This is a genomic window from Pseudomonas sp. GW822-FHT03F04 (assembly GCF_058801405.1).
Genome location: NZ_JBXANF010000006.1, coordinates 42751 through 64826, shown reverse-complemented (window position 1 = coordinate 64826; position 22076 = coordinate 42751). Strand labels below are relative to the sequence as shown.

At 60.6% G+C, this 22076-nt stretch carries 20 protein-coding genes; 10 read left to right on the top strand and 10 right to left on the bottom strand.

Annotation, left to right across the window (positions count from 1 at the left end; all coding sequences use genetic code 11):
• Positions 1 to 16: 16 nt before the first annotated feature.
• The 6 genes from AC1RMX_RS15335 to AC1RMX_RS15310 all read right to left on the bottom strand — a co-directional run bounded on the left by AC1RMX_RS15335 (position 17) and on the right by AC1RMX_RS15310 (position 6244).
• Positions 17 to 520 (bottom strand): CS1 type fimbrial major subunit, encoded by a 504-nt coding sequence (locus tag AC1RMX_RS15335; RefSeq protein WP_096818541.1) that lies wholly within the window; start codon positions 518 to 520, stop codon positions 17 to 19.
• 89 nt (positions 521 to 609) lie between these two features.
• Positions 610 to 1101 carry a CS1 type fimbrial major subunit gene (locus tag AC1RMX_RS15330; RefSeq protein WP_493072495.1) on the bottom strand — a complete coding sequence of 164 codons (492 nt, stop codon included), beginning with the start codon at positions 1099 to 1101 and terminating at the stop codon, positions 610 to 612.
• A gap of 5 nt (positions 1102 to 1106) precedes the next feature.
• Positions 1107 to 1850 (bottom strand): pilus assembly protein, encoded by a 744-nt coding sequence (locus AC1RMX_RS15325; protein WP_096818544.1) that lies wholly within the window; start codon positions 1848 to 1850, stop codon positions 1107 to 1109.
• A 40-nt stretch (positions 1851 to 1890) separates the two neighbouring features.
• Positions 1891 to 3123 (bottom strand): hypothetical protein, encoded by a 1233-nt coding sequence (locus AC1RMX_RS15320; RefSeq protein WP_096818546.1) that lies wholly within the window; start codon positions 3121 to 3123, stop codon positions 1891 to 1893.
• A gap of 4 nt (positions 3124 to 3127) precedes the next feature.
• Positions 3128 to 5650, bottom strand: coding sequence for a TcfC E-set like domain-containing protein (locus AC1RMX_RS15315; protein WP_493072494.1), 2523 nt, complete (start codon positions 5648 to 5650; stop codon positions 3128 to 3130).
• Between the two features lie 102 nt (positions 5651 to 5752).
• On the bottom strand, positions 5753 to 6244 hold the full coding sequence (locus AC1RMX_RS15310; protein ID WP_493072493.1) for a CS1 type fimbrial major subunit: 492 nt from the start codon (positions 6242 to 6244) through the stop codon (positions 5753 to 5755).
• 503 nt (positions 6245 to 6747) lie between these two features.
• Here AC1RMX_RS15310 and AC1RMX_RS15305 point away from each other — a divergent pair.
• Positions 6748 to 7323 carry a PadR family transcriptional regulator gene (locus AC1RMX_RS15305; RefSeq protein WP_011335784.1) on the top strand — a complete coding sequence of 192 codons (576 nt, stop codon included), beginning with the start codon at positions 6748 to 6750 and terminating at the stop codon, positions 7321 to 7323.
• Positions 7320 to 8105, top strand: a complete 786-nt coding sequence (locus tag AC1RMX_RS15300) for a siderophore-interacting protein (protein WP_493072492.1) — start codon at positions 7320 to 7322, stop codon at positions 8103 to 8105. Before AC1RMX_RS15305 ends, AC1RMX_RS15300 begins: the two co-directional genes overlap by 4 nt.
• 18 nt (positions 8106 to 8123) lie before the next feature.
• Here the strand turns inward: AC1RMX_RS15300 and AC1RMX_RS15295 are convergent, their stop codons facing one another.
• Both AC1RMX_RS15295 and AC1RMX_RS15290 read right to left on the bottom strand, forming a co-directional pair.
• Complete coding sequence (locus tag AC1RMX_RS15295; RefSeq protein ID WP_096818555.1) at positions 8124 to 8762, bottom strand: Pr6Pr family membrane protein; 639 nt, start codon at positions 8760 to 8762, stop codon at positions 8124 to 8126.
• A gap of 1 nt (position 8763) precedes the next feature.
• Positions 8764 to 8994, bottom strand: coding sequence for a VF530 family protein (locus tag AC1RMX_RS15290; RefSeq protein ID WP_007956650.1), 231 nt, complete (start codon positions 8992 to 8994; stop codon positions 8764 to 8766).
• A 301-nt stretch (positions 8995 to 9295) separates the two neighbouring features.
• On the opposite strand from AC1RMX_RS15290, the gene AC1RMX_RS15285 reads away from it, so the two are divergent.
• From AC1RMX_RS15285 to cmoB, 8 genes are all read left to right on the top strand, one after another.
• Positions 9296 to 10657, top strand: a complete 1362-nt coding sequence (locus AC1RMX_RS15285) for a carbohydrate porin (RefSeq protein WP_102620806.1) — start codon at positions 9296 to 9298, stop codon at positions 10655 to 10657.
• A gap of 120 nt (positions 10658 to 10777) precedes the next feature.
• A complete protein-coding gene (locus tag AC1RMX_RS15280) occupies positions 10778 to 13189 on the top strand; it encodes a glucose/quinate/shikimate family membrane-bound PQQ-dependent dehydrogenase (RefSeq protein ID WP_493072491.1) in 2412 nt (803 codons plus the stop codon).
• A 393-nt stretch (positions 13190 to 13582) separates the two neighbouring features.
• Complete coding sequence (locus AC1RMX_RS15275; protein ID WP_102620808.1) at positions 13583 to 13957, top strand: DUF6124 family protein; 375 nt, start codon at positions 13583 to 13585, stop codon at positions 13955 to 13957.
• Between the two features lie 635 nt (positions 13958 to 14592).
• Positions 14593 to 17016, top strand: a complete 2424-nt coding sequence (gene lon, locus AC1RMX_RS15270) for an endopeptidase La (protein ID WP_096818563.1) — start codon at positions 14593 to 14595, stop codon at positions 17014 to 17016.
• A gap of 129 nt (positions 17017 to 17145) precedes the next feature.
• Positions 17146 to 17538, top strand: coding sequence for a protease inhibitor I42 family protein (locus AC1RMX_RS15265; RefSeq protein ID WP_249490523.1), 393 nt, complete (start codon positions 17146 to 17148; stop codon positions 17536 to 17538).
• 2 nt (positions 17539 to 17540) lie between these two features.
• The gene (locus AC1RMX_RS15260) at positions 17541 to 18185 is read left to right on the top strand and encodes a lysoplasmalogenase (protein WP_176504805.1); all 645 of its coding nucleotides are present in this window, start codon (positions 17541 to 17543) and stop codon (positions 18183 to 18185) included.
• A 121-nt stretch (positions 18186 to 18306) separates the two neighbouring features.
• Entirely contained in the window at positions 18307 to 19014 is a 708-nt protein-coding gene (cmoA, locus tag AC1RMX_RS15255) for a carboxy-S-adenosyl-L-methionine synthase CmoA (RefSeq protein WP_219737186.1), read from the top strand.
• The gene (gene cmoB / locus AC1RMX_RS15250) at positions 19011 to 19967 is read left to right on the top strand and encodes a tRNA 5-methoxyuridine(34)/uridine 5-oxyacetic acid(34) synthase CmoB (protein ID WP_102620813.1); all 957 of its coding nucleotides are present in this window, start codon (positions 19011 to 19013) and stop codon (positions 19965 to 19967) included. Before cmoA ends, cmoB begins: the two co-directional genes overlap by 4 nt.
• A gap of 59 nt (positions 19968 to 20026) precedes the next feature.
• Here the strand turns inward: cmoB and tadA are convergent, their stop codons facing one another.
• Positions 20027 to 20524, bottom strand: coding sequence for a tRNA adenosine(34) deaminase TadA (gene tadA, locus AC1RMX_RS15245; protein ID WP_096818572.1), 498 nt, complete (start codon positions 20522 to 20524; stop codon positions 20027 to 20029).
• Positions 20524 to 21900, bottom strand: a complete 1377-nt coding sequence (locus AC1RMX_RS15240) for a multicopper oxidase family protein (protein ID WP_025109201.1) — start codon at positions 21898 to 21900, stop codon at positions 20524 to 20526. The genes tadA and AC1RMX_RS15240 overlap by 1 nt, the downstream gene beginning before the upstream one ends.
• Between the last annotated feature and the right edge of the window lie 176 nt (positions 21901 to 22076).

Here is a 22076-nt window from a genome sequence, read left to right as displayed (position 1 = left end):
GTTGTACTTCAAGCGATCAGCCCGCCGGGGCCGCCACGTTGAAAATGATGTTGACGCTGCCGTAGTAATCGCCCGGTTTGTACCCGTCCGGGTGGACCCGTGGTTCGATTTCCAGTTGCACCCGTTTTCCCGCCACCGCCTCCTCACGGGACACGACCTGGCGCGGTACCGGATTGTGGTTCAGTTCGACGCCGTTGAAGGTGACGCGCAGGCTGATGTCATCCCGCGAGTCCTGGCCGCTGGAGAGAATGGCGAAACTGTCGAGACGGGCTTCGATGGCGTTGCTGTCGGTGCGCACATCGAAGTTCTTGCGCAAACCACCGAGGGTGGACGTCCTCAGGTCCCAGGGCAGCGTCTGCTGATGGTGGATCCAGTCCGATTCGCTGGGTATCACATAAAATTCCAGGGTCGGAATATCCACCGAGACTTCAAAGATGTGTTTCTCCTGCGCCGCAAATACGCCTCCCACCATTGGTGTCGAGACGCCGATGGTCACGGCAATGACCGCTTGCTTGATCATGTCACTTCCTTTTGCGTGGATAAAAAACCGCCTCCCTGGCGGCTTCGTTTCCGGACGGTGACCCTGTCAAGCAGAGTCGCCGATACCTTTCATTCCCCTGGAGATTTGGCGTTGAACACCAGATTGACCGTGCCAGAGTAGTCGCCGGGTTTGTAAACCCCTATCTTGACGGGTTTGATTTCCAGCAACACCCGGGCCCCCCCGGCGGCCATTTCCCGGGATACCACTTCACGGGAAGGAATACTCGCGGGCACTTGCACACCGTTGAAAAAGACATGCAACTGAATCAGTTCATCCTCCTTGCCGGTTGACAGGTAAGGCGCCCCCTCAAGGCGAGCCTCGATGGCACTGGTGTCGTTACGTACATCGAAATGCTTGCGCAAACTGCCCAGCGTCGAGTTCACAGGATCCCAGTCAAGCCTCTGAGGACGGTGAATCCAGTCCGACTCCGACGGAATAACGTAAAAAGGTCGGCTTGGGACCGACAATGCCACCCGGAAAGTATGCTCTTCACGGGCAGCCCGGCTCTCCTCGCTGCCCCAGAGCGCCATCAATGCAATCCCCATCCACAGCTTGTTCATGGCCATTACCCGCCCGCCACTTTCAGGTCCTTGCGGTGTTCACCCTCGATCAATTTGAAGCGGTACTCACGACCCGCCTCTTTGTCGAAAGCAAACGTTCTGCCGGCCAGGACATGGTGCTTGGTGGTCGCGCCACATTCGCTTTCCCGTGCTTGCGAGCAGTTCTTGAACTCATCGACGACCAAAACCGTATTGCCGTTGTTTCGCAACTCATAACGTTTCGGGGTTTCATTGACCACCGTGTCATAACGGCTGTCCTTGGGGCGCACAAAAAACACAATGCCAAAACCGGTCATCACATTGACACCCGCCGACAAGGCTTTCTTGTAGTCCTCGCGCTCCTCGCTGGACACCACGAAGTTGTCCTCCTTCTCCGGTACCACCGGCACGAAGCGCACCCGAAAGTAACGTTCGCGCTCACGTTCGCCCATATACAGCAGGCGCGTGCCCTGCATCCCCTTCGCCGGAATGATCAACCGCGCCGGGCTGGCCATCAGACCATTGCGGGAGGCGCCGTCGGCGGAGGCCTCAACCGGAATTTCCCGGGGCTTGCCATCAGGGTCGTAGACAATTTCCAGTACGTTGACCTTGACGAAGGCCGTGCTGTCACCACTGTTGAACACGCGTTTCAGATAGGTACTTTTACTGCCATCCAGATAGTCGTATACGGTGCCAACATTGATCTGCGGCCCGGCATTCGCGGCTCCACAGAGCAGTCCCAGCACACTCGACAAAAACAGACGTTTCATCGTTTTCCACTCCATAAAAAATAACGGCCGGCTCAGGTGCTCAAGCCTCCGAGTCCCAGACGACGGTGATGTAACCGAGGAACGTGTCGTTCATCCCTGGCTTGAGCAAACTCTCGATGGAGCCTTTGGGCATCTCGAACCGCAGTGAACCCTGTTTTCGGTCAACGTAATGTCCTGGCTGGAACGGGCCTGCCCATTCCTTATGCCGCAAGCCGAGATGAGTGACAGTCCCGCCGCCATTTGGCCCCCCGATGCCTGGGGGCAAACTCAACTTCACCTCGACATAAGTACGGTCTCCCGAGGTGGGGCTACGCAAATTGCACTGGTCGGGAGCAAACGACTCGGCGCACTCGAGCATCACCTTGAAGCGCGATGAGGCCGAGATGAAGAATGTCTGGTCGCGATAGATCCGCGACGGCTTGTGACCTCCATCGATCCAGCGCTGCCACCCGCCCTCGGGCTCCAGAGTGACTTTGTCGCCGTGCGGCGGCAGGTCGACCTTCAGCGTGTGTTGCACGTCCAGTACGAAGTCCAGGGTCAGATTGCCGTCGTCCGGCACCATCATCGGTCCCATCTGGAAATCACCGTTGGGGCCAAGGGTGTAGGACAGCGACCCTGTGTAAAGTCCGGATGACATGCCCAGCGGATTGGGAGTGCGCAATTCGTAAGCGAAATCAAGGGTGTCGAACGACATCGCCGGTATCCGGTACGCAGCGACTTTGGTGCACGATGCTTCGACGGGAGCTTTCCAGAAGAACCGATAGGTATCGGGGGAATACCATCCCACACCGCTGTATACACAGGGGGACGGCGCATAGACCCAACTGTTGTTGGTCCAGAGTTTCTGGTGACCTTCGAGGATGTCCGTCACTCCCACCAGATTGGCGGCAGAATCGCTCAGGAGAAACTTCGACCCGATACCGATGATCCGAACCTCGACGGTTTCAGACTCGCCGGTTTCACGATGACTGACCGTCAGTTGTCGCCAATTGGCCGGCACCTTTAATGACAATGCATCGCCGGGCGCACCTGGGGTGATCGCGCGAGTGGATTCGAACCGGACCGGTAACTGAATGCTGAACATATTGTTGTCCGTGCACTGGGCCGGATCGAGGGTGCAATAGCCACTGTTCGGCGTCTTGTTGACGAAGACGTTCTTGCTCGGCTGAGAAGAATCGGGCTGGAACAGCGCCCGGATTTCCTGATTGACCGCCTCGGCCGATGGCAGGCTCAGCGCTGCCAGCAGCCCCAGCCAGTACGGAGATCTTTTCATGGTCTCAACCCGCCTTCTGTTCGGTGGACGTGAGATCGGCCAGGGTGTCCGGCGTGCAACGCAGGTCGCCGATCATCAGCACGCTGTTTTCACTTCGGTGGTCTTTTTCATTGAGGCGGAACTGGCACAGCAGGTTGTTATCGCGGCGCACTTCGAGGGTCGGGGAGCCGGCGTTCATTTCCATCGAGAAGAACCCGTCGACTTCCGTGACCCCGCGACTGGCGTGATTGATCACGTGATGGCCCTTGAGCGGCCGGCCCTGTTCATCGATCAGGCGGCCGAGCACGGTCAGGGTTTTCATCACCCGAATCTGCCGGTAATCCACGCCGCCCTTGTTCAGGTGATAACTGGTGCGCGGCGGGTCGATGGTCGCGGCGGGCACATGGTTGCCCTCGAAATCGAAGCTCACGGAGCTGTTCTGGTACGCGGTCAACGGGATGAAGTTGCGTCCCGGCTTCAACGCCGCACCGCCACCACTGAGATCGTCGGCCCGCAGGACAATGCCGTCGATGTCCGACTCCACGTCGACGATCATGCCGGCGCCGCGCATCTCGTATTCGCTGGTCATCAGCATCTTTTGTCCGCCGACCACCAGGGTGCTGTCGAGGTTGAGGCCACCGGTAAAATTGTTGTTGTAGGACGAACGCTGAACGAAACCGTCGCCATTGACCGTGTCGGTGCGGAAATTGGCCTGGCTCGACAGGCCCATGCCGTAGGTGTCGCTCAACGCGGTGACCGAGACGTTTTGCAGCACGTGATCCTTGAAGTCCTTGCGCCAGCCGATCGAGGCATTGTTGTCGCGTCCGCCGTCACGGTCGGTACGGGAGCCGATGCTGCCGGTCAACTGCTGGCCTGGTGCGCCGATGGCCAGGTTCAGGCTCAGATCGACACCACGGTTGCGATCATTGCCGCTGCTGAAACTGCCTGGCCGGTCGAACAGCGACAGACGCCAGTTGGCGTCGTTGCCGAACAGCACCGCACGCCGGTTCCAGCCCAGATCCACACCGACGCCTTCGACGTTACCTTCGCTGTGAGAAACCCGGGCGTTGAGGGAGTTGCGCTGATCGAGCCGATGGTTGATCGCCAGTGACGAGTTGCTGGTCTGGCCGACAAATACGTTGCGTTGTCGCACACGGGTGCCGTCAGGCAGGGTGTCGTACAGGTTGGTAGTGTCCAGCCAGCTTCGGTTGTGGCTGAGGATCAGGCTGCCGGCGCCATAGTTGTAAAGACTTTGCAGATCCAGCCCTGTGCCGTAATCCCGACTCTGGTAGACGTTGGCGTACAGGCTGAGGTGGTTGGCCAGGGTCCAGTCGATGGACGTGCCGTATTGCAGTTTTTCCCGGATCTGTCTTGCCGACAATCCGAAAATCACCCGCGGATGCGCCAGATAGTTGATCGACGCTCCGGCCGTAGGACTGCCGCTGGCCTGTTGGTCCCAGTTGCTGAGCAGTTTGCTTTCTTCGCCGGCGAACAGGTTGTAGCGCCAGCGCTCGTCGAGGTTGCGCCAGTTGTTCGGTTTGTAGACCAGCTCCTGGGTAGTGGAGGTGATCTGGCCGTCTTCGATCAGCCGCACTTCCACTTCATAGATGCCGCCGGGCAGTGGCCGGGTATCCAGGGTCTGCAACCCGGCGGGAACCGATTGGGTGTTGATCAGCAGGCCGTCACGGTAAATCTCCACCGAACCCTGGCGGTTGGCCGTGACATAAATCGGGTAGACGCTGGGCATTGCATTGTTGATGGCCAGACTGTCGGAGCTGCCGTACATCACACCGACCGCCGTATCCGGGCTGGTGCCGAATGTACGTGGCTGACGGGTCAGACCTTCGGAATTGGGGGTGAAATAGCCCAGGCGAAAGAAGCTGCCTTGCAGCTCGCGCTGGGTGTAAAGCTCGTGCACGGCGTGGTAAAGCTTGTCGTCCGGGCCGCCCATGCGTGCCAGTTGCATGTTGAACGTCTGGCTCCAGTTGCCCAGGCTGCCACTGGCCTCCAGGCCATAGCGCCCGCCCAGATCCTGATCCTGGCCGCCATTCAGGTTGAGCTGGTTGCGCACCATCAGGCCGCTGCTGCCTTCCACAGGCTGGTCGTGATAACGCTTGGCCTCGAGATCGCGCTCGGCATTGCGGGTGAGGATCGAGACCAGGGAGTTTTCCAGGTTGTAGTGCACCGCCAGCACATCATCCGGACAAGATCCGGAGCAATCGCCCAGCGGCACACCTGGCTTGAGGAAAGCAGCCCATTTTTCCCGCTCGGCGGGGCCGTAGCGGTTCTCGCTGGTATCGGTGAATTCAAGCAGGGTGATGCGATCATCGCGCGACAGCACCACCAGGGCCTCGCCCAGAGGTTGCTGGTCAAGCTCGACCCGCACCGCCAGGGGTACGTCGAAGAAATGCTCCTCGAAATCCGCCGGCAAACCTTTGGCTTGCGCCAGCAGACTGCGAGGTGTCGTACCCGCAGGAGCAGGGGCCGCCATCGCACCGGCACAAAACAGCAGTGCAAGCGCAACCGCGATGGGTGTCATCGGGAACATGAACTCTTACTCTGATATCGAACAAGTTGAAGTCCGGCGGGACAATCGGGGAGTGGTTGTCCCGCCGGGAAACGCTACCGGGCAGTCAGCGCAGAGACTTGATCAACGTGCAGCAACCGGCGGCACGGCGTCGAAGGTCATCGCGACAGTACCGGTGTAATCACCCGGATTGAACGTGGTGCCCTTGGCGCTGATTTTCAGCGGAGCACGATAGTTCACATCGGACTCGGATTCGCCCACGACCATTTGCGGAGTCTGGGTCAGTACCTTGTTATTGAATGCCACTTCCAGAGGAATGACTTCATTTCCGTAGATCAACTGCGGAACACTTTCCAGGCTGGCATGAACCGAACCGTTATTGTTGCGCACATCGAAGAAACCATTGATTTCGCGCATCTTGCCGGTACTTGGCTGATAGCTCATGTCCTGGTCCTTGTTGACCAGGTCCGCATCGGTCGGTACCACGTAGAAACCGTTGGTCGGCACGTGGGCAATGAGGCTGATGGAGTGACGCGCTTCACCGGCGGCGAAGGTCACGGACGAGCTCAGGGCCAGGGCGGCGAGAGAAGCGGTGATTGCGATTTTCTTGAACATCGGTCAGTACCTGTTTTCTTTTAAGGAATCGAAACATTGAAGTTCATGTCCTACCGGCCGATAAGAACCGAAACATGGAAGTTCAACGCCGGGGCATGATCGACTCTTGGCTCAAGAATGTAAGCAGGCAACTTCCCACGAGCTCGTAGTTCAACAACCTCGTGACACGCAAGAAAAAACATCAAAATATCAAAATATATAAAAGCGACTGTAAGCAATACCCTACCCACAGTTAAAAAGAAAAAACGTTACAACACTTAAAGTCCGACGAGACGGCACTTTCTTTTGTTTTTAGAATATAAGCTCAAGCATTAATAGAGTGTGAGCTTTAACCTTCTGGTTATTCTTGTCTGGATGAACAAGTAACCCATATTCGTCCGGCTGCGCTCCTTTTGCACCTGCTGACCACTCGTCAGCTGCCATTTCCTCTCAGGCAAAAAGACCTTGCCCAGCCGTAAAGATATATCTTAAGTTGTATCTAAACACGACGAGAGAAGACTGAAATGAGAGACCATCATTCCCCCCACCGCGACCACGGCGACAGCCGTGACGGCTTCGAAAAACGCCACGGACGCGAACGCGGCGGTCGCGGCCCCCGGGTATTCGCACCGGGTGACCTGAAATTGCTGTTGCTGGCATTGATCGCCGAACAGCCCTGCCACGGCTACGACCTGATCCGCCAGATCGAAACCATGTTCGACGGCGCCTACAGCCCCAGCCCCGGCGTGATCTACCCGACCCTGACGTTTCTCGAAGAAAGCGAAATGATCACCGGCGATGCCGAGGGCGGCAAAAAGCGTTACGCGGTCACCGATGCCGGTCGCCAATCCCTCAGCGAACAAGCAGTGGCACTGGACGGCGTGCGCATGCGCATCGATGTCAGCAAGCGCTCGTTGCGCGGCCACGACCGGCCGCCGGAAATCCATGAAGCGGTGCATAACCTGCGCCACGCCCTGCAAATGCACCACGGGCGCTGGAGCCCGGAAGAAATCCTGCGGGTGCGCGACCTGCTCAACGACACCGCCAAAGCCATCGTCGACGGCCCCGCCGTTCAATCTGCTCCGGAGAAAGCCGAATGACTGAAGCACAGACCCAAGGCATCCACCGTGTGATGCATGAAATCAAACGCCGCCGCCTGGAAGTGCTGCGTGTGGTCGACCTGACCCCGCGCATGCGCCGCATCACCCTCGGCGGGCCGGAACTGGCCGGGTTCATCAGCCTGGGCACCGACGATCACGTCAAACTGCTGTTCCCGCAGAACGCCGAACAGGCCGCTGCGCTGGAAACCCTGGTGCTCAGTGCCGGCAAGAGCGACGTGCCGATGCCTGAAATGCGCGACTACACACCGCGTCGCTATGACCTCGACAAGCTTGAGCTAGAGATCGACTTTGTCCTCCACGGAGACGGCCCTGCCTCGACCTGGGCGGAACAGGCCAAGCCTGGGCAATTCCTGCACATCGGCGGCCCGCGCGGTTCGATGATCGTGCCGGACATCTTCGACAGCTACCTGCTGATCGGCGACGAAACCGCCCTGCCCGCCATCGCCCGCCGCCTCGAAGGCTTGGCGGCCAATCGCAAGGCGCTGGTGGTGATCGAAGTGGAAAACGGCAAGGAGCAGCAAACGCTGGAAAGCGCGGCGCAGGTCAACGTGATCTGGGTGTTGCGCGGAGACAACAAGGACAGCCTGCTGACCACCGTGAAACAGTTGCAGGTGCCCAAAGGCAATCTGTATGCGTGGGTGGCGACCGAGACGAAGGTTTCGCGGCAGATTCGCCGGGTATTGCTCGATGAGCATGGGCTGGACGAGCAGTTCGTCAAAGCCGTCGGTTACTGGCGCGCCGAAGGCTCCGAAGAGGAGTGAATACGAGCGGCGGCGCTGTTAAAGGCGCCGCCCTTGCCAGCGATCAATTCCGATCACCAACAACGCCATCAGCACAAACCCCAACAGAATCCCTCCTGCATTGACGAACACCTGTGGATAACCCAGCAGCGCCACGTCAATGAACGGATAGGCGTAAGCCCCCAGCAGATGCCCGCGCAACAGCGCATAGGCGAAGTACACCAGCGGATAGATCAGCCACAGCGGCAGGTGCTTCAGACGCAAGCTGCCCTTCGGCACGCAAAACCACCAATAAGCCAGGAACAGCAGCGGCATCACGTCGTGGAGCAATTCATCGGCGATAAACTGCCAGCCCTGCGGATGCCACAGATGCCGCAGCAAAAGGCTGTAGGCCAGGCCCACCACGGCAATGCTCACGGCAATCCCGCTGCTGACCCAGGGTTGCAGAAACCAGCGGCGCGCAGCGGATTCGCGATTCGTTACCGCGCAGGTCAGCACCACCGCCACCAGGGTGTTGGTGATCACGGTGAAGTAACTGAAGAAACTCACCAGCCCGCCCAGCAGACTGGCGCCAACGCTCAGGCGAGCGAAGAAAATCAGGTACAGCTGAATCCCCAGCCCGGCCCAACCCAGCACCGCGGCCGAAGTGATCAGGCGTCGCCGCCGCACGGCGTTCATCTCAGAGCGGGCGCTTGGTGCGCATCAGCTTCACGTACAGACGTTCGACTTTCTCCCGTGCCCATGGCGTCTTGCGCAAAAAGGTCAGGCTCGACTTGATGGTCGGATCGCTCTTGAAGCAACGGATGTCGATGCGCTCGGCCAGGCCCGACCATTCGTAGTGGGTCACCAGTGCATTGAGGATCTGTTCGAGAGTTACGCCGTGCAGCGGATCGGGGTTGTGGTCGTTCATGCCGGGCCTTTGGGCGAAGTGAAAATGCAGAAGCCGCGCACCTTAGCCGAGGGGCTGTGCCGGTGGAAGGCCTTCCTTCAAATGTAGGTGAACCGTGCAAGATCGCAGGCTCGATCAACCCCGGCAATGTGATCGATTGCCGCACTGTTACCGAATCCGAAAGGGTTCATGTCTGCAAAAGCACTTTGTGTTTTTGTAACGGGACATTATCCTGCCGCCCTTCTGCTGAATCGCTTCACTGCCTGCGTCAAATCGTAGCGGTCAGCCCATCCCCCCAAAAAGATCAAGAAAGACCCATTTCATGCCTGATTTTCCGTTCTCCCGAGACAGCGCTATCTCAACCCTGCGCCTGATCGGCGGCTGCACCGCCCTTGGCCTCGCCACCTGCACCCAGGCCGCTCCGGCCTTCGACAGTGAATCACCGTATATGCTCGGTGACTGGAACGGCACCCGCAGCGAACTCTCGGCCAAAGGCATCGACTTCAAGCTCGACTACACCGGCGAAATGGGCAGCAACCTGCACGGCGGCTACGACCACGACCGCACCGCACGCTACAGCGATCAATGGGGCCTCGGTACGCATCTGGACCTGCAAAAGCTGCTGGGCTGGAACGACGCCGAATTCCAGTTGACCGTGACCAAGCGCAGCGGCAACAACATCAGCAATGACCGCATCAACGACCCGCGCGTCGGCGGCTTCACCTCGGCCCAGGAAGTCTGGGGCCGTGGCCAGACCACCCGCCTGACGCAGATGTGGTACCAGCAGAAATTCTTCGACCAGAAGCTCGACATCAAGGTCGGCCGCTTCGGCGAAGGCGAAGACTTCAACAGCTTCCCGTGCGACTTCCAGAACCTGGCGTTCTGCGGCTCGCAGGTCGGCAACTGGGTGGGTGGCATCTGGTACAACTGGCCGGTCAGCCAATGGGCGCTGCGCGTCAAATATCACCTGACACCAGAGTTGTACGCGCAGGTCGGCGCCTATGAGCAGAACCCGTCGAACCTCGATCGCGGCAACGGCTTCAAACTCAGCGGCAGCGGCACCCAGGGCGCGATCCTGCCGATCGAACTCGTGTGGACGCCGAAACTGAACGGCCTGCCGGGCGAATACCGCGCCGGTTACTACTACAGCAACGCCAAGGCCACTGACGCCTATAAAGACAGCAACGGCCAGCCGGCGGCCCTGAGCGGCGAGGCCTATCGCAGCGCCTCGAGCAAACACGGCGTGTGGCTCGGCGTGCAGCAGCAGATCACCAGCGTCGCCAGCGACAACTCTCGTGGCCTGAGCGTGTTTGCCAACGGCACGATGCACGACAAGAAGACCAACGCCGTCGACAACTACGTTCAGGCCGGCGTGGTCTACAAAGGCCTGTTCGACGCTCGCGCCAAGGACGACATCGGCTTTGCCCTGGCTCGCGTCCACGTCAACCCGGCCTACCGCAAGAACGCCGAGGCGACCAACCAGGCCCGCGCCGTCTACGACTACGACGATCCGTCCTACCTGCCGCCGCAGGACACCGAATACAGCGCCGAACTCTATTACGGCGTGCACGTCACCAATTGGCTGACCGTGCGCCCGAACCTGCAATACATCCGCCATCCGGGTGGTGTGGACAAGGTCGATGACGCGCTGATCGGCGGGATCAAGATCCAGTCGTCGTTCTGACCGGTACCCGCAGAAGATTCACTTAGCTGAACAAGTTTTATATGAACCATGCCCGCGCCCAATCGTCATCTACAGTGACTACAGCGCGGGACTACTTGAAACGTCACGGAGAACCACACTATGAGCACCGAAAGTGCTTCGAGTCGAGGCCGTCTGCTTCCGAGCCTGCTCGGCATTCTGCTTCTACTGATGGGCCTGGCCATGCTGGCCGGGGGAATCAAGCTGAGCACGCTCGGCGGCTCGCTGTACTACCTGCTGGCCGGTATCGGCATCACGCTGACCGGCATTCTGATGCTGATGCGTCGCCGCGCAGCACTGGGCCTGTACGCCATCGTGCTGTTTGCCAGCACCGTATGGGCGCTGTGGGAAGTCGGTCTGGACTGGTGGCAACTGGTGCCGCGTCTGGCACTGTGGTTTGTCCTCGGCTTCGTGATGCTGCTGCCGTGGTTCCGTCGTCCGCTGCTGCTCAACGGTCCTGCACCGATGGGCACCGGCGGCCTGACCGTGGCCGTGATCCTGGCCGGCGTCACCGCCCTGGCCAGCCTGTTCACCCACCCGGGCGAAACCTTCGGCGAACTGGGTCGCGACACCGCCGACACCACCAGCACCGCGCCAGCCATGCCCGATGGCGACTGGCAGGCCTATGGCCGCAGCGAATTCGGTGACCGCTACTCGCCACTGAAGCAGATCACCCCGGCCAACGTCGGCAAGCTGCAAGAAGCCTGGCGCATCCAGACCGGCGACCTGCCGACTGCTGATGACCCGGTCGAGCTCACCAACGAAAACACTCCGCTGAAAGCCAACGGCATGCTCTATGCCTGCACCGCTCACAGCAAAGTGCTGGCGCTGGACCCGGACACCGGCAAGGAACTGTGGCGCTTCGACCCGCAGATCAAAAGCCCGGTCGGCTTCAAGGGCTTCGCCCACATGACCTGCCGTGGCGTGTCGTACTACGACGAAGCCGCGTACGCCAAGTCTGCAACTGCCGCTTCCGCCGTCATCTCCGAGGCCGGCAAAGCCGTCGCCCAGGCGTGCCCGCGTCGCCTGTACCTGCCGACCGCCGATGCGCGCCTGATCGCACTGAACGCCGACACCGGCAAGATCTGCGAAGGCTTCGGCAACAAAGGCGTGGTTGACCTGACCCAGGGCATCGGCCCGTTCACCCCGGGTGGCTACTACTCCACCTCGCCAGCCGCGATTACTCGTGATCTGGTGATCATGGGTGGCCACGTGACCGACAACGAATCGACCAACGAGCCGTCCGGCGTGATCCGCGCCTACGACGTTCGCGACGGTCACCTGGTGTGGAACTGGGACAGCAACAACCCGGACGCCACCGAACCGTTGGCCCCGGGCCAGATCTACAGCCGCAACTCGGCGAACATGTGGTCGCTGGCCAGTGTTGATGAAAAACTCAACATGGTTTACCTGCCACTGGGCAACCAGACCCCAGACCAGTGGGGCGCCGACCGCACCCCGGGCGCCGAGAAATTCAGCGCCGGCGTCGTCGCCCTGGACCTGACCACCGGTAAAGTGCGCTGGAACTACCAGTTCACCCACCACGACCTGTGGGACATGGACGTTGGCAGCCAGCCAACCCTGCTGGACATGAAAACCGCCGACGGCATCAAGCCTGCGCTGATCGCCCCGACCAAACAGGGCAGCCTGTACGTCCTCGACCGTCGTGACGGCACGCCGATCATCCCGATCAAGGAAATCCCGGTTCCGCAAGGCGCCGTGAAAGGCGACCACACCGCACCAACCCAGGCCCGTTCGGACCTGAACCTGCTGGCCCCGGAACTGACCGAAAAAGCCATGTGGGGCGCCAGCCCGTTCGACCAGATGCTGTGCCGCATCCAGTTCAAGGAACTGCGCTACGAAGGCCAATACACGCCTCCGTCGGAACAGGGCAGCCTGATCTATCCGGGTAACGTCGGCGTGTTCAACTGGGGCGGCGTCTCGGTCGACCCGGTTCGCCAGATGCTGTTCACCAGCCCGAACTACATGGCCTTCGTCTCGAAAATGGTGCCACGCGCCGAAGTTGCCGCCGGCAGCAAGCGCGAGAGCGAAACCGCTGGCGTGCAACCAAACACCGGCGCGCCTTATGCGGTGATCATGCACCCGTTCATGTCGCCACTCGGCGTACCGTGCCAGGCCCCGGCCTGGGGCTACGTCGCCGGTATCGACCTGACCACCGGCAAAGTCGTCTGGAAACGCAAGAACGGCACCAGCCGCGACAGCTCGCCAATCCCGATCGGCTTCACCCTGGGTGTGCCTAGCATGGGCGGCTCGATCGTTACTGCTGGCGGCGTCGGCTTCCTCAGCGGCACCCTCGACCAGTACCTGCGCGCCTACGACGTGAACTCTGGTAAAGAACTGTGGAAATCGCGCCTGCCTGCGGGCGGCCAAGCGACCCCGATGACCTACACCGGCAAGGACGGCAAGCAATACGTCCTGCTCGTGGTGGGTGGTCACGGCTCGCTGGGCACCAAGATGGGTGACTATGTGATTGCGTACAAACTGCCGGAATAAGTTGTAACGGCAGTAAGGAAAAAGGCGATGCCCTGTGAGGGGTGTCGCCTTTTTTTGTGGACTGCGTTTTTACACGGGGTGTGTATGTCCTACAGACAGGGTGTTTGGAGGGGATGTTTCTGACATGTCGCGTCGGTTGTGGCTCGGAAACGGGGTGGATAGGCTTTGGGGGTCGCTGCAAATTCAGCGAACGGGCGTCGCGGCCCGACTTCTGAGGCATAATTGCCGCCGCTTAACAGCAGCACCTCAAGTGCTTGTTTATGGTGGCTGTGCGCGGGATACCTTTGGGTATGCCGAATGCCTCAGGTCGGTCCGCGAACCCGCGTACAGCTGCCACCCCTCTTTTTGCGTCGCGGCAATTAGAGGAATGGACCAATTCCTGAGGAGTAAAAAATGAAAAAACCAACACCCAATCCCCCCGAATCAAACGACGCATCGCCCTACGAATCGCCAGACTCCAAAAAACTCCACGACGCTGCCGAGCGCGCGCTCGACCACTACCTGAAACCCAACACCACCACCCTGCGCTTCCATAAACCCAGCACCATGTTCCAGGTCGCACCCGATCAGGACAGTGAAAGCCTGCTGGTCCACGCCTGCGAATCACTGGCACAGGCCAGCCTCATGACCAGTGACATCGCCTCACACATCGACCTCCCGCAGCGGCGGACAATTCTGGCCATTCAGCAAATCATCATGCTGGCTGAACTGGCGGTGAATCGGGTGCTGGATAACGTCGAAGTACAGCGCTACCCAACACACAGCTGAATCGCCCTGACGAAATCGACCTGCCAGCCACAGACCACATTCGCTGGCAGATCGATTGGGACGCGGAGCGTCCCGGGCTGCATTCCTACGCGGAGCGTGGGAACGATCACGTTACAGCCATGCGCGGGAGGGCCTACGCCCTGCCAGGTTCCATTCCCCGGTCGACCAACCCGCGCATGGCTCCCCCAAACAAACCGGATGAGCGTTAGCTCGACAACGCTTTTGATCTTGATCCACCCGCCCCTTCGGAAGGCTGAGTGGAGGTGTTCATCCGGGGATTGGCGCGCAGCGCCGTTTGGCGAAGCCGAACTCATCGACGAAGTCGATGCCCCCGGAGGGACGCCGGAGCGAAGGGACCCGAGCTTGCGAGGGCCGAACGCCGGGGCGAGACCTTTTGGTTCCTTTTGGGGCGTTTGCCAAAAGGGACTCGCCGTAAGGGCGAAACCGCCAGCCGCAGCACCCGAAGCAACGGATATTCACCCAAAACACCCAGAGCATGGTCGGCCCAGAGGCCGCCAAGCCCAAAGCCCAAACCCTGTCAAAACCCTGAACACACAACCAGAAACACCCACCCCCATTGAAACCACCAAAACCCTGCCCCATCTAACACCCATACCCCATTGCGCAGGTGCCCCATGAGCGACCAGCAAGAATTCCCCGAGAACCCCGACGACATCACCGAAACCGACGCCGAACACATCGAACACCACGTCCCCGGCAAAGGCCTCGCCCTGCCCGGCCAGAACCTGCCGGACAAGGTCTACATCATCCCGATCCACAACCGCCCGTTCTTCCCGGCCCAGGTCCTGCCGGTCATCGTCAACGAAGAACCCTGGGCCGAAACCCTCGAACTGGTCAGCAAATCCGACCACCACTCCCTGGCCCTGTTCTTCATGGACACGCCCCAGGAAGACCCGCGCCATTTCGACACCAAGGCATTGCCGCAATACGGCACCCTGGTCAAGGTGCACCACGCCAGCCGCGAAAACGGCAAACTGCAATTCGTCGCTCAGGGTCTGAGCCGCGTCCGCATCAAGACCTGGCTCAAGCACCATCGCCCGCCGTACCTGGTGGAAGTCGAATACCCACACCAGCCCACCGAGCCGACCGACGAGGTCAAGGCCTACGGCATGGCGCTGATCAACGCGATCAAGGAACTGCTGCCGCTCAACCCGCTGTACAGCGAAGAGCTGAAGAACTACCTCAACCGCTTCAGCCCCAACGATCCGTCGCCGCTGACCGACTTCGCCGCCGCCCTGACCTCCGCCACCGGCCCCGAGCTGCAGGAAGTGCTCGACTGCGTGCCGATGCTCAAGCGCATGGAAAAAGTCCTGCCAATGCTGCGCAAGGAAGTCGAAGTCGCGCGCCTGCAAAAAGAAATCTCCGCCGAGGTAAACCGCAAGATCGGCGAGCATCAGCGCGAGTTCTTCCTTAAAGAACAGCTCAAGGTCATCCAGCAGGAACTCGGCCTGACCAAGGACGACCGCAGCGCCGACCTCGAGCAGTTCGAGCAGCGTCTGGAGGGCAAGGTCCTGCCGACGCAGGTGCAAAAGCGCCTCGAAGAAGAGATGAACAAACTGTCGATCCTCGAAACCGGATCGCCGGAGTACGCGGTCACCCGCAACTACCTCGACTGGGCGACCTCGGTGCCGTGGGGCGTGTACGGCGAGGACAAACTCGACCTCAAGCACGCGCGCAAGGTGCTGGACAAACACCACGCCGGTCTGGACGACATCAAGGACCGCATCCTCGAATTCCTCGCGGTCGGTGCCTACAAAGGCGAGATCAGCGGTTCCATCGTGCTGTTGGTCGGCCCGCCCGGCGTGGGTAAAACCAGCGTCGGCAAGTCCATTGCCGAATCCCTCGGCCGGCCGTTCTACCGCTTCAGCCTCGGCGGCATGCGCGACGAAGCCGAGATCAAGGGCCATCGCCGCACCTACATCGGCGCGCAGCCGGGCAAACTCGTGCAGGCGTTGAAAGACGTCGAAGTGATGAACCCGGTGATCATGCTCGACGAGATCGACAAGATGGGCCAGAGCTACCAGGGCGACCCGGCCTCGGCGCTGCTGGAAACCCTCGACCCGGAACAGAACGTCGAATTCCTCGACCACTACCTCGATCTGCGGATGGACCTGTCGAAAGTCCTGTTCGTCTGCACCGCCAACACCCTGGATTCGATTCCCGGCCCGTTGCTGGACCGGATGGAAGTGATTCGCCTGTCGGGTTACATCACCGAAGAAAAAGTCGCCATCGCCAAGCGTCACCTGTGGCCGAAACTGCTGGAAAAGGCCGGCGTGTCCAAGGGCAGCCTGAGCATCAGCGACACGGCGCTCAAAGCCTTGATCGACGGCTACGCCCGTGAAGCCGGCGTGCGCCAGCTGGAAAAGCAGATGGGCAAACTGGTGCGCAAAGCGGTGATGAAGCTGATTGATGAGCCGAAAGCGGTGATCAAGATCGGCCCGAAAGACCTCGAAGCGTCCCTCGGCCATCCGGTGTTCCGCAACGAGCAAGTGTTGTCCGGCACCGGCGTGATTACCGGTCTCGCCTGGACGAGCATGGGCGGCGCGACCTTGCCGATCGAGGCCACGCGGATTCATACCCTGAACCGAGGTTTCAAACTTACCGGGCAATTGGGCGATGTGATGAAGGAGTCGGCGGAGATCGCCTACAGCTACGTCAGTTCGCACCTGAAATCCTTCGGTGGCGATCCGAAATTCTTCGACGAGGCTTTCGTCCACCTGCATGTGCCGGAAGGCGCAACACCGAAAGATGGCCCGAGCGCCGGCGTGACCATGGCCAGTGCCCTGCTCTCCCTCGCACGCAATCAGCCGCCGAAAAAAGGCGTGGCGATGACCGGCGAATTGACGCTGACCGGGCATGTACTGCCGATTGGCGGGGTGCGTGAGAAGGTGATCGCGGCGCGGCGGCAGAAGATTTTCGAGCTGATTCTGCCGGAGCCGAATCGGGGTAACTTCGAGGAACTGCCGGATTACCTGAAGGAAGGGATCACCGTGCATTTCGCCAAGAAGTTTGCGGATGTGGCGAAGGTGCTTTTCTGATTACGACTTGAGTTAAAGATCGTTCCCACGCAGAGCGTGGGAACGATCACACCCTCCCCCGACTGTCACACTTTGTCTCATCTTCAGTTATGCTCGCCGTTCGTCGCCAACGCCGGAGCCGCTGAGCCTATGTCCCCCACTCGCCTGTTTGTCCCGCTGTCCCTCGCCCTGCTGGCCGCCTGCGCCACGCAACCGAAAACCAACGTGACCGTGGAAAAACAGAGCGAATGCCCGGTACGGCTGACCAACGGGCAAAACCTGATCGTCATGCTCCCGAGCAACCCCACCACCGGCTATCGCTGGGCCATTCAAGACTCGGCCGGCGGCGTGCTGCATGCGCTGAGCCCCGAGGTTTACAGCAGTCCGAAAGATTCCGGCATGGTCGGCGCGGGCGGTTTCTCCACCTGGCGCTTCCAGGCCTTTGCTCCCGGCACCGGGCGCTTGCGTCTAACGTCACAGCAACCCTGGGAGCCAGAAGTCGAGCCGGTGGAAACCTTTGACTGCGCGATCTCGGTGAACTGACCGTGGGCTGGCTGATCCTCGCGCTGATGGGCGCAGCGACCTTTCTCTATGGCGTGAGCACCCACGCGGCGTTGCTCTGTCTGCTGGTCAAACCGCTGCCGGTACTGGCGTTGCTGGGCTGGCTGCATGATGCACCGCCCAGCGACTATCGCCGCTGGATCAGCCTCGGTCTGATTTTCTCGTTGATCGGCGATGTGTTGCTGGCGTGGCCGGGGGATCTGTTCGTGTTCGGCCTCGGTGCGTTTCTGGTCGCGCATCTGGCGTATCTCAAGGCTTACCTCAGCGATTGCCGACGCTTGGCCCTGCTCCCGCTGATCCTGGCGCTCAGCGTCGGCGCCGTGCTGTTGGGCATATTGATCGGCAGCGGACTCGGTCCGTTGACCGTGCCGGTGATCGTTTACGGAACAGCCATCAGCGCCATGCTCTGGCGCGCACTGGCCCGACTCGGCAGCGGCGTACCGCAACGTTCGGCGCTGCTGGCGGCTGGCGGCGCGGTAGCGTTCGTGTTCTCCGACAGCGTGATCGGCATCAATCGGTTTGTCTCCCCTTTCAATGCAGCGCCCTACATCATCATCCTCAGCTATTGGCTAGGGCAGTGGGGGATTGCGGCATCAGCGTTTTCCCAAAGCAAACGTCCGGAGCTGTGAGACGGCGGTTTATCAGACAACCCGCGCATCTGCGCGCCAGTTTGGCTAAAATGCCGGCCTTTTCATCGACACCGCCGGAACCGCCGTGAGCAAAGAACCCGATCGCATTTTCGCCCAGCCGATGGCCCAGGTGCCTGACTTCGCCTTCAACGAAGACGTGGTGCGGGTGTTCCCGGACATGATCAAGCGTTCGGTGCCGGGCTACCCGACCATCGTCGAGAACCTCGGCGTGCTTGCGGCGCAGTTCGCTCAGCCAAACAGCGTGCTCTACGACCTCGGCGCTTCGCTGGGTGCCGTGACTCAGGCCCTGCGCCGACATGTACGCACAGACGGTTGCCGGGTGATCGCGGTGGATAACTCGGCAGCGATGGTCGAGCGCTGCCGTGAATACCTCAACGGTCAGGATTCGATGTTCCAGGAGTTGCTACCGGTCGAGGTGATTGAAGGCGATATCCTCGCCCTCGATTTCAAACCGGCCTCGGTGGTGGCGCTGAACTTCACCCTGCAATTCATCGCCCCGGAACAGCGCACGGCGTTGCTGTCGCGCATTCGCCAATCGTTGCTGCCGGGCGGCGCGTTGATTCTGTCGGAGAAGCTGCGCTTCAACGATGCCGAAGAACACGCGCTGCTGACCGATCTGCACGTCGCGTTCAAACGCGCCAACGGCTACAGCGAACTGGAAATCGCCCAGAAGCGCAGCGCCATCGAAAACGTCATGAAGCCCGACAGCCTCGAAGAACACCGCGAACGCCTGCTGGCCGCCGGGTTCTCGAAAGTCGTGCCGTGGTTCCAGTGTCTTAACTTTGCCTCGTTGATTGCCTTGCCATGATTGATCTGTCCCCCCTCGCCCGCCGTCTGGCCGGCTCGCCGCTGGCCGAATGGGCCAACACCCTGCAAGCACAGCTCGACAAGAAAATGGAGAAGGGCCACGGCGATCTGGAGCGCTGGCAAAGTGCGCTGGACGCCTTGCCGAAAATCCAGCCGACCGAAGTCGACCTGCTCGATGGCCTGAAGCTGGACACCGATTGCGACGACGAAACCCGCGCGCAGATGCGCACCGCGCTGATGGGCCTGTCGCCGTGGCGCAAGGGGCCGTTCGATCTGTTCGGCGTACACGTCGACACCGAATGGCGCTCGGACTGGAAGTGGTCGCGAGTCGCTCCGCATCTGGACCTGAAAGGCAAACGCATCCTCGATGTCGGTTGCGGTAACGGCTATTACATGTGGCGCATGCTCGGTGCCGGCGCCGACAGCGTGATCGGCGTCGATCCGAATTGGCTGTTCTTCTGCCAGTTCCAGGCGGTGCAGCGTTATCTGTCAGAGCCGAATGCCTGGCACTTGCCGTTCCCGTTTGAAGACCTGCCGCCGAATCTGGAAGGCTTCGACACGGTGTTTTCCATGGGCGTGTTCTATCACCGTCGTTCGCCGATCGAGCATTTGCTGGCGCTGAAGGATTGCCTGGTCAAGGGTGGCGAGCTGGTGCTGGAAACGCTGGTGGTCGAAGGCGACAAGCATCAGGTGCTGGTGCCGGAAGACCGTTATGCGCAGATGCGTAACGTGTGGTTCTTGCCGTCGGTGCCGGCGCTGGAATTGTGGCTGCGTCGTGCCGGTTTCACGGATGTGAAATGCGTGGACGTGAGCACCACCACTGTTGAAGAGCAGCGCGGGACCGAATGGATGAAGTATCAGTCGCTGAGCGATTTCCTTGATCCGGAAGATCACAGCAAGACGATCGAAGGGTTGCCGGCGCCGATGCGGGCGGTGATTGTCGCGAAGAAGTAAATCCTCCGAACACCAAAACACCTGTGGGAGTGGGCATGCTCGCTCCCACAGGTATTTTTTCAGTCTGCCGGTTTCGCGCGTCGCGCCCTGAAGAACTCGGTCAGCACGGCGCCACACTCTTCCGCCAACACCCCGCCTTCATACAGCACTCGATGGTTGAGAAAGCCCTGGGTGAAGAACTGTCCCTGACTCTGCACAATCCCGGCCTTGGGCTCTAATGCGCCATAAACCACGCGAGCAATCCGCGAATGCACGATCAGCCCGGCGCACATGCTGCACGGCTCCAGCGTCACGTAGAGCGTGCTTCCCGGCAGGCGATAATTGCTGACTGCCTGAGCGGCGGCACGGATAGCAACCATCTCCGCATGCGCGCTCGGATCGCTCCCCGTGATCGGGCAGTTGAAACCGCGACCGATGATCTCGCCGTCCTGCACCAGCACCGCGCCCACCGGCACTTCGCCGAGGGCTGCGCCTTGTGCCGCCAACGCCAGGGCCTCGCGCATGAAGTCGCGATCACGGCTGCGGTCGATGATCGCCGCTGGGCGAATCTGACGCATTACTTCACCTCGATGGCGGCCATCAGGCCGGTTTCCATGTGGTCGATCACGTGGCAGTGGAACATCCATACCCCCGGGTTATCCGCCACTAGCGCCACTTGCGCGCGCTCGTTCTTGCCCAGCAGATAAGTGTCGGTGAAATACGGCACGATCTTGTGCCGGTTCGACGCAATCACCTTGAAGCTCATGCCGTGCAGGTGGATCGGGTGCTGGTACTGGGTCATGTTCTTCAATTCGAAAATATAGCTCTGGCCCAGTTTCAGGCTGGCAATCGGCCGGTCGGCGCAAGTCTTGTCGGTGATGTCCCAGGCCTTGCCGTTGATCTGCCACAGGCTCGGCGGCTTGCCGTTGTCGACATTCACCGACACCGAACCGACCCATTCGAAATTGAAGTTGAGTTTCTCGGCATTGGCCAGGTCCGGCTCGGCGACCGGGTTGGCGGGTAATGCCTTCGGCCAGTCGGTCGGCGCGTCATTGTTGGCTACCGAACGCAGAGTGCCCAGACGCACCGGGCCGTTACGCAGCGACAGTTCCTCACCGGCCGGCGGTGCCTTGATCGCCAGGCAGATGCGCATGCCCGGGCCGAGCCAGTATTCCTTGCCCAACGGCCGCGGCTCGACCGGGTTGCCGTCCAGCGCATAGATCTGCGCTTCGACACCGGGAATATTGATGCGATAGGTCAGGGTGTTGTCAAGATTGAGCAGGCGCACGCGGGTGATCTGCCCGGCCGGCAGCTCGATGACCGGCGCAGGCACGCCGTTGATGGTCGACAGTCGCCCCGCCGTACCGCCACGGGCCGCTTCGCGCGGAATGCTGAACTCGACGAAGTTGCCCTCGTCGTCGATGTGCCAGTTTTTCAGGCTCAGGGTTTTTTCGTATTTGAATCCGGTCGGTTCGCGCTCTTCGACAATCAACGGCCCGACCAACCCACGACCGAGTTCCTCGCTGCTGCTGACGTGCGGGTGATACCAATAGCTGCCGGCATCCGGCACACGGAATTTGTAATCGAAGTATTCGCCCGGCAGTACCGGCAATTGCGAGACGTATGGCACACCGTCCATTTCCAGCGGCAGGCGAATGCCGTGCCAGTGAATGGTCGTCGCGACCGGCAGATGGTTGATGAACCGTACCCGCAACCACTCGCCCTGGCGCACGCGCAATTCAGTGCCCGGCGCCGACGGGCCGAACGCCCAGGCTTCGGTCTTGTGCCCTGGCACCAGCTCGACGTCCAGTGGCGCGGCAATCAATTCGTAGTCATGCCCCGCGTCGGCATCGGCCATTTTGCCCAGCCAGTAACGCGACGCGCCCCCCGCGCCAACGCCAACGACAACAAGACCGGCCAGGCCACCGAGGATTTGGCGACGGGTAAAGGACATGAACTCAACTACCTCACGTATCTGCGGCGGGCCCGCAGGCCCGTAAAGGGCGAATACGATACACCTGCAATTGCGAAACAGTAAGGGCAGCGCGGCGACTGGCCGCAGTTCCTCAAGATGCCAAACGGGACTCAAGCGCCCATTCCCCAGAGCTTTCGTACCCTGGCCCGATCGTT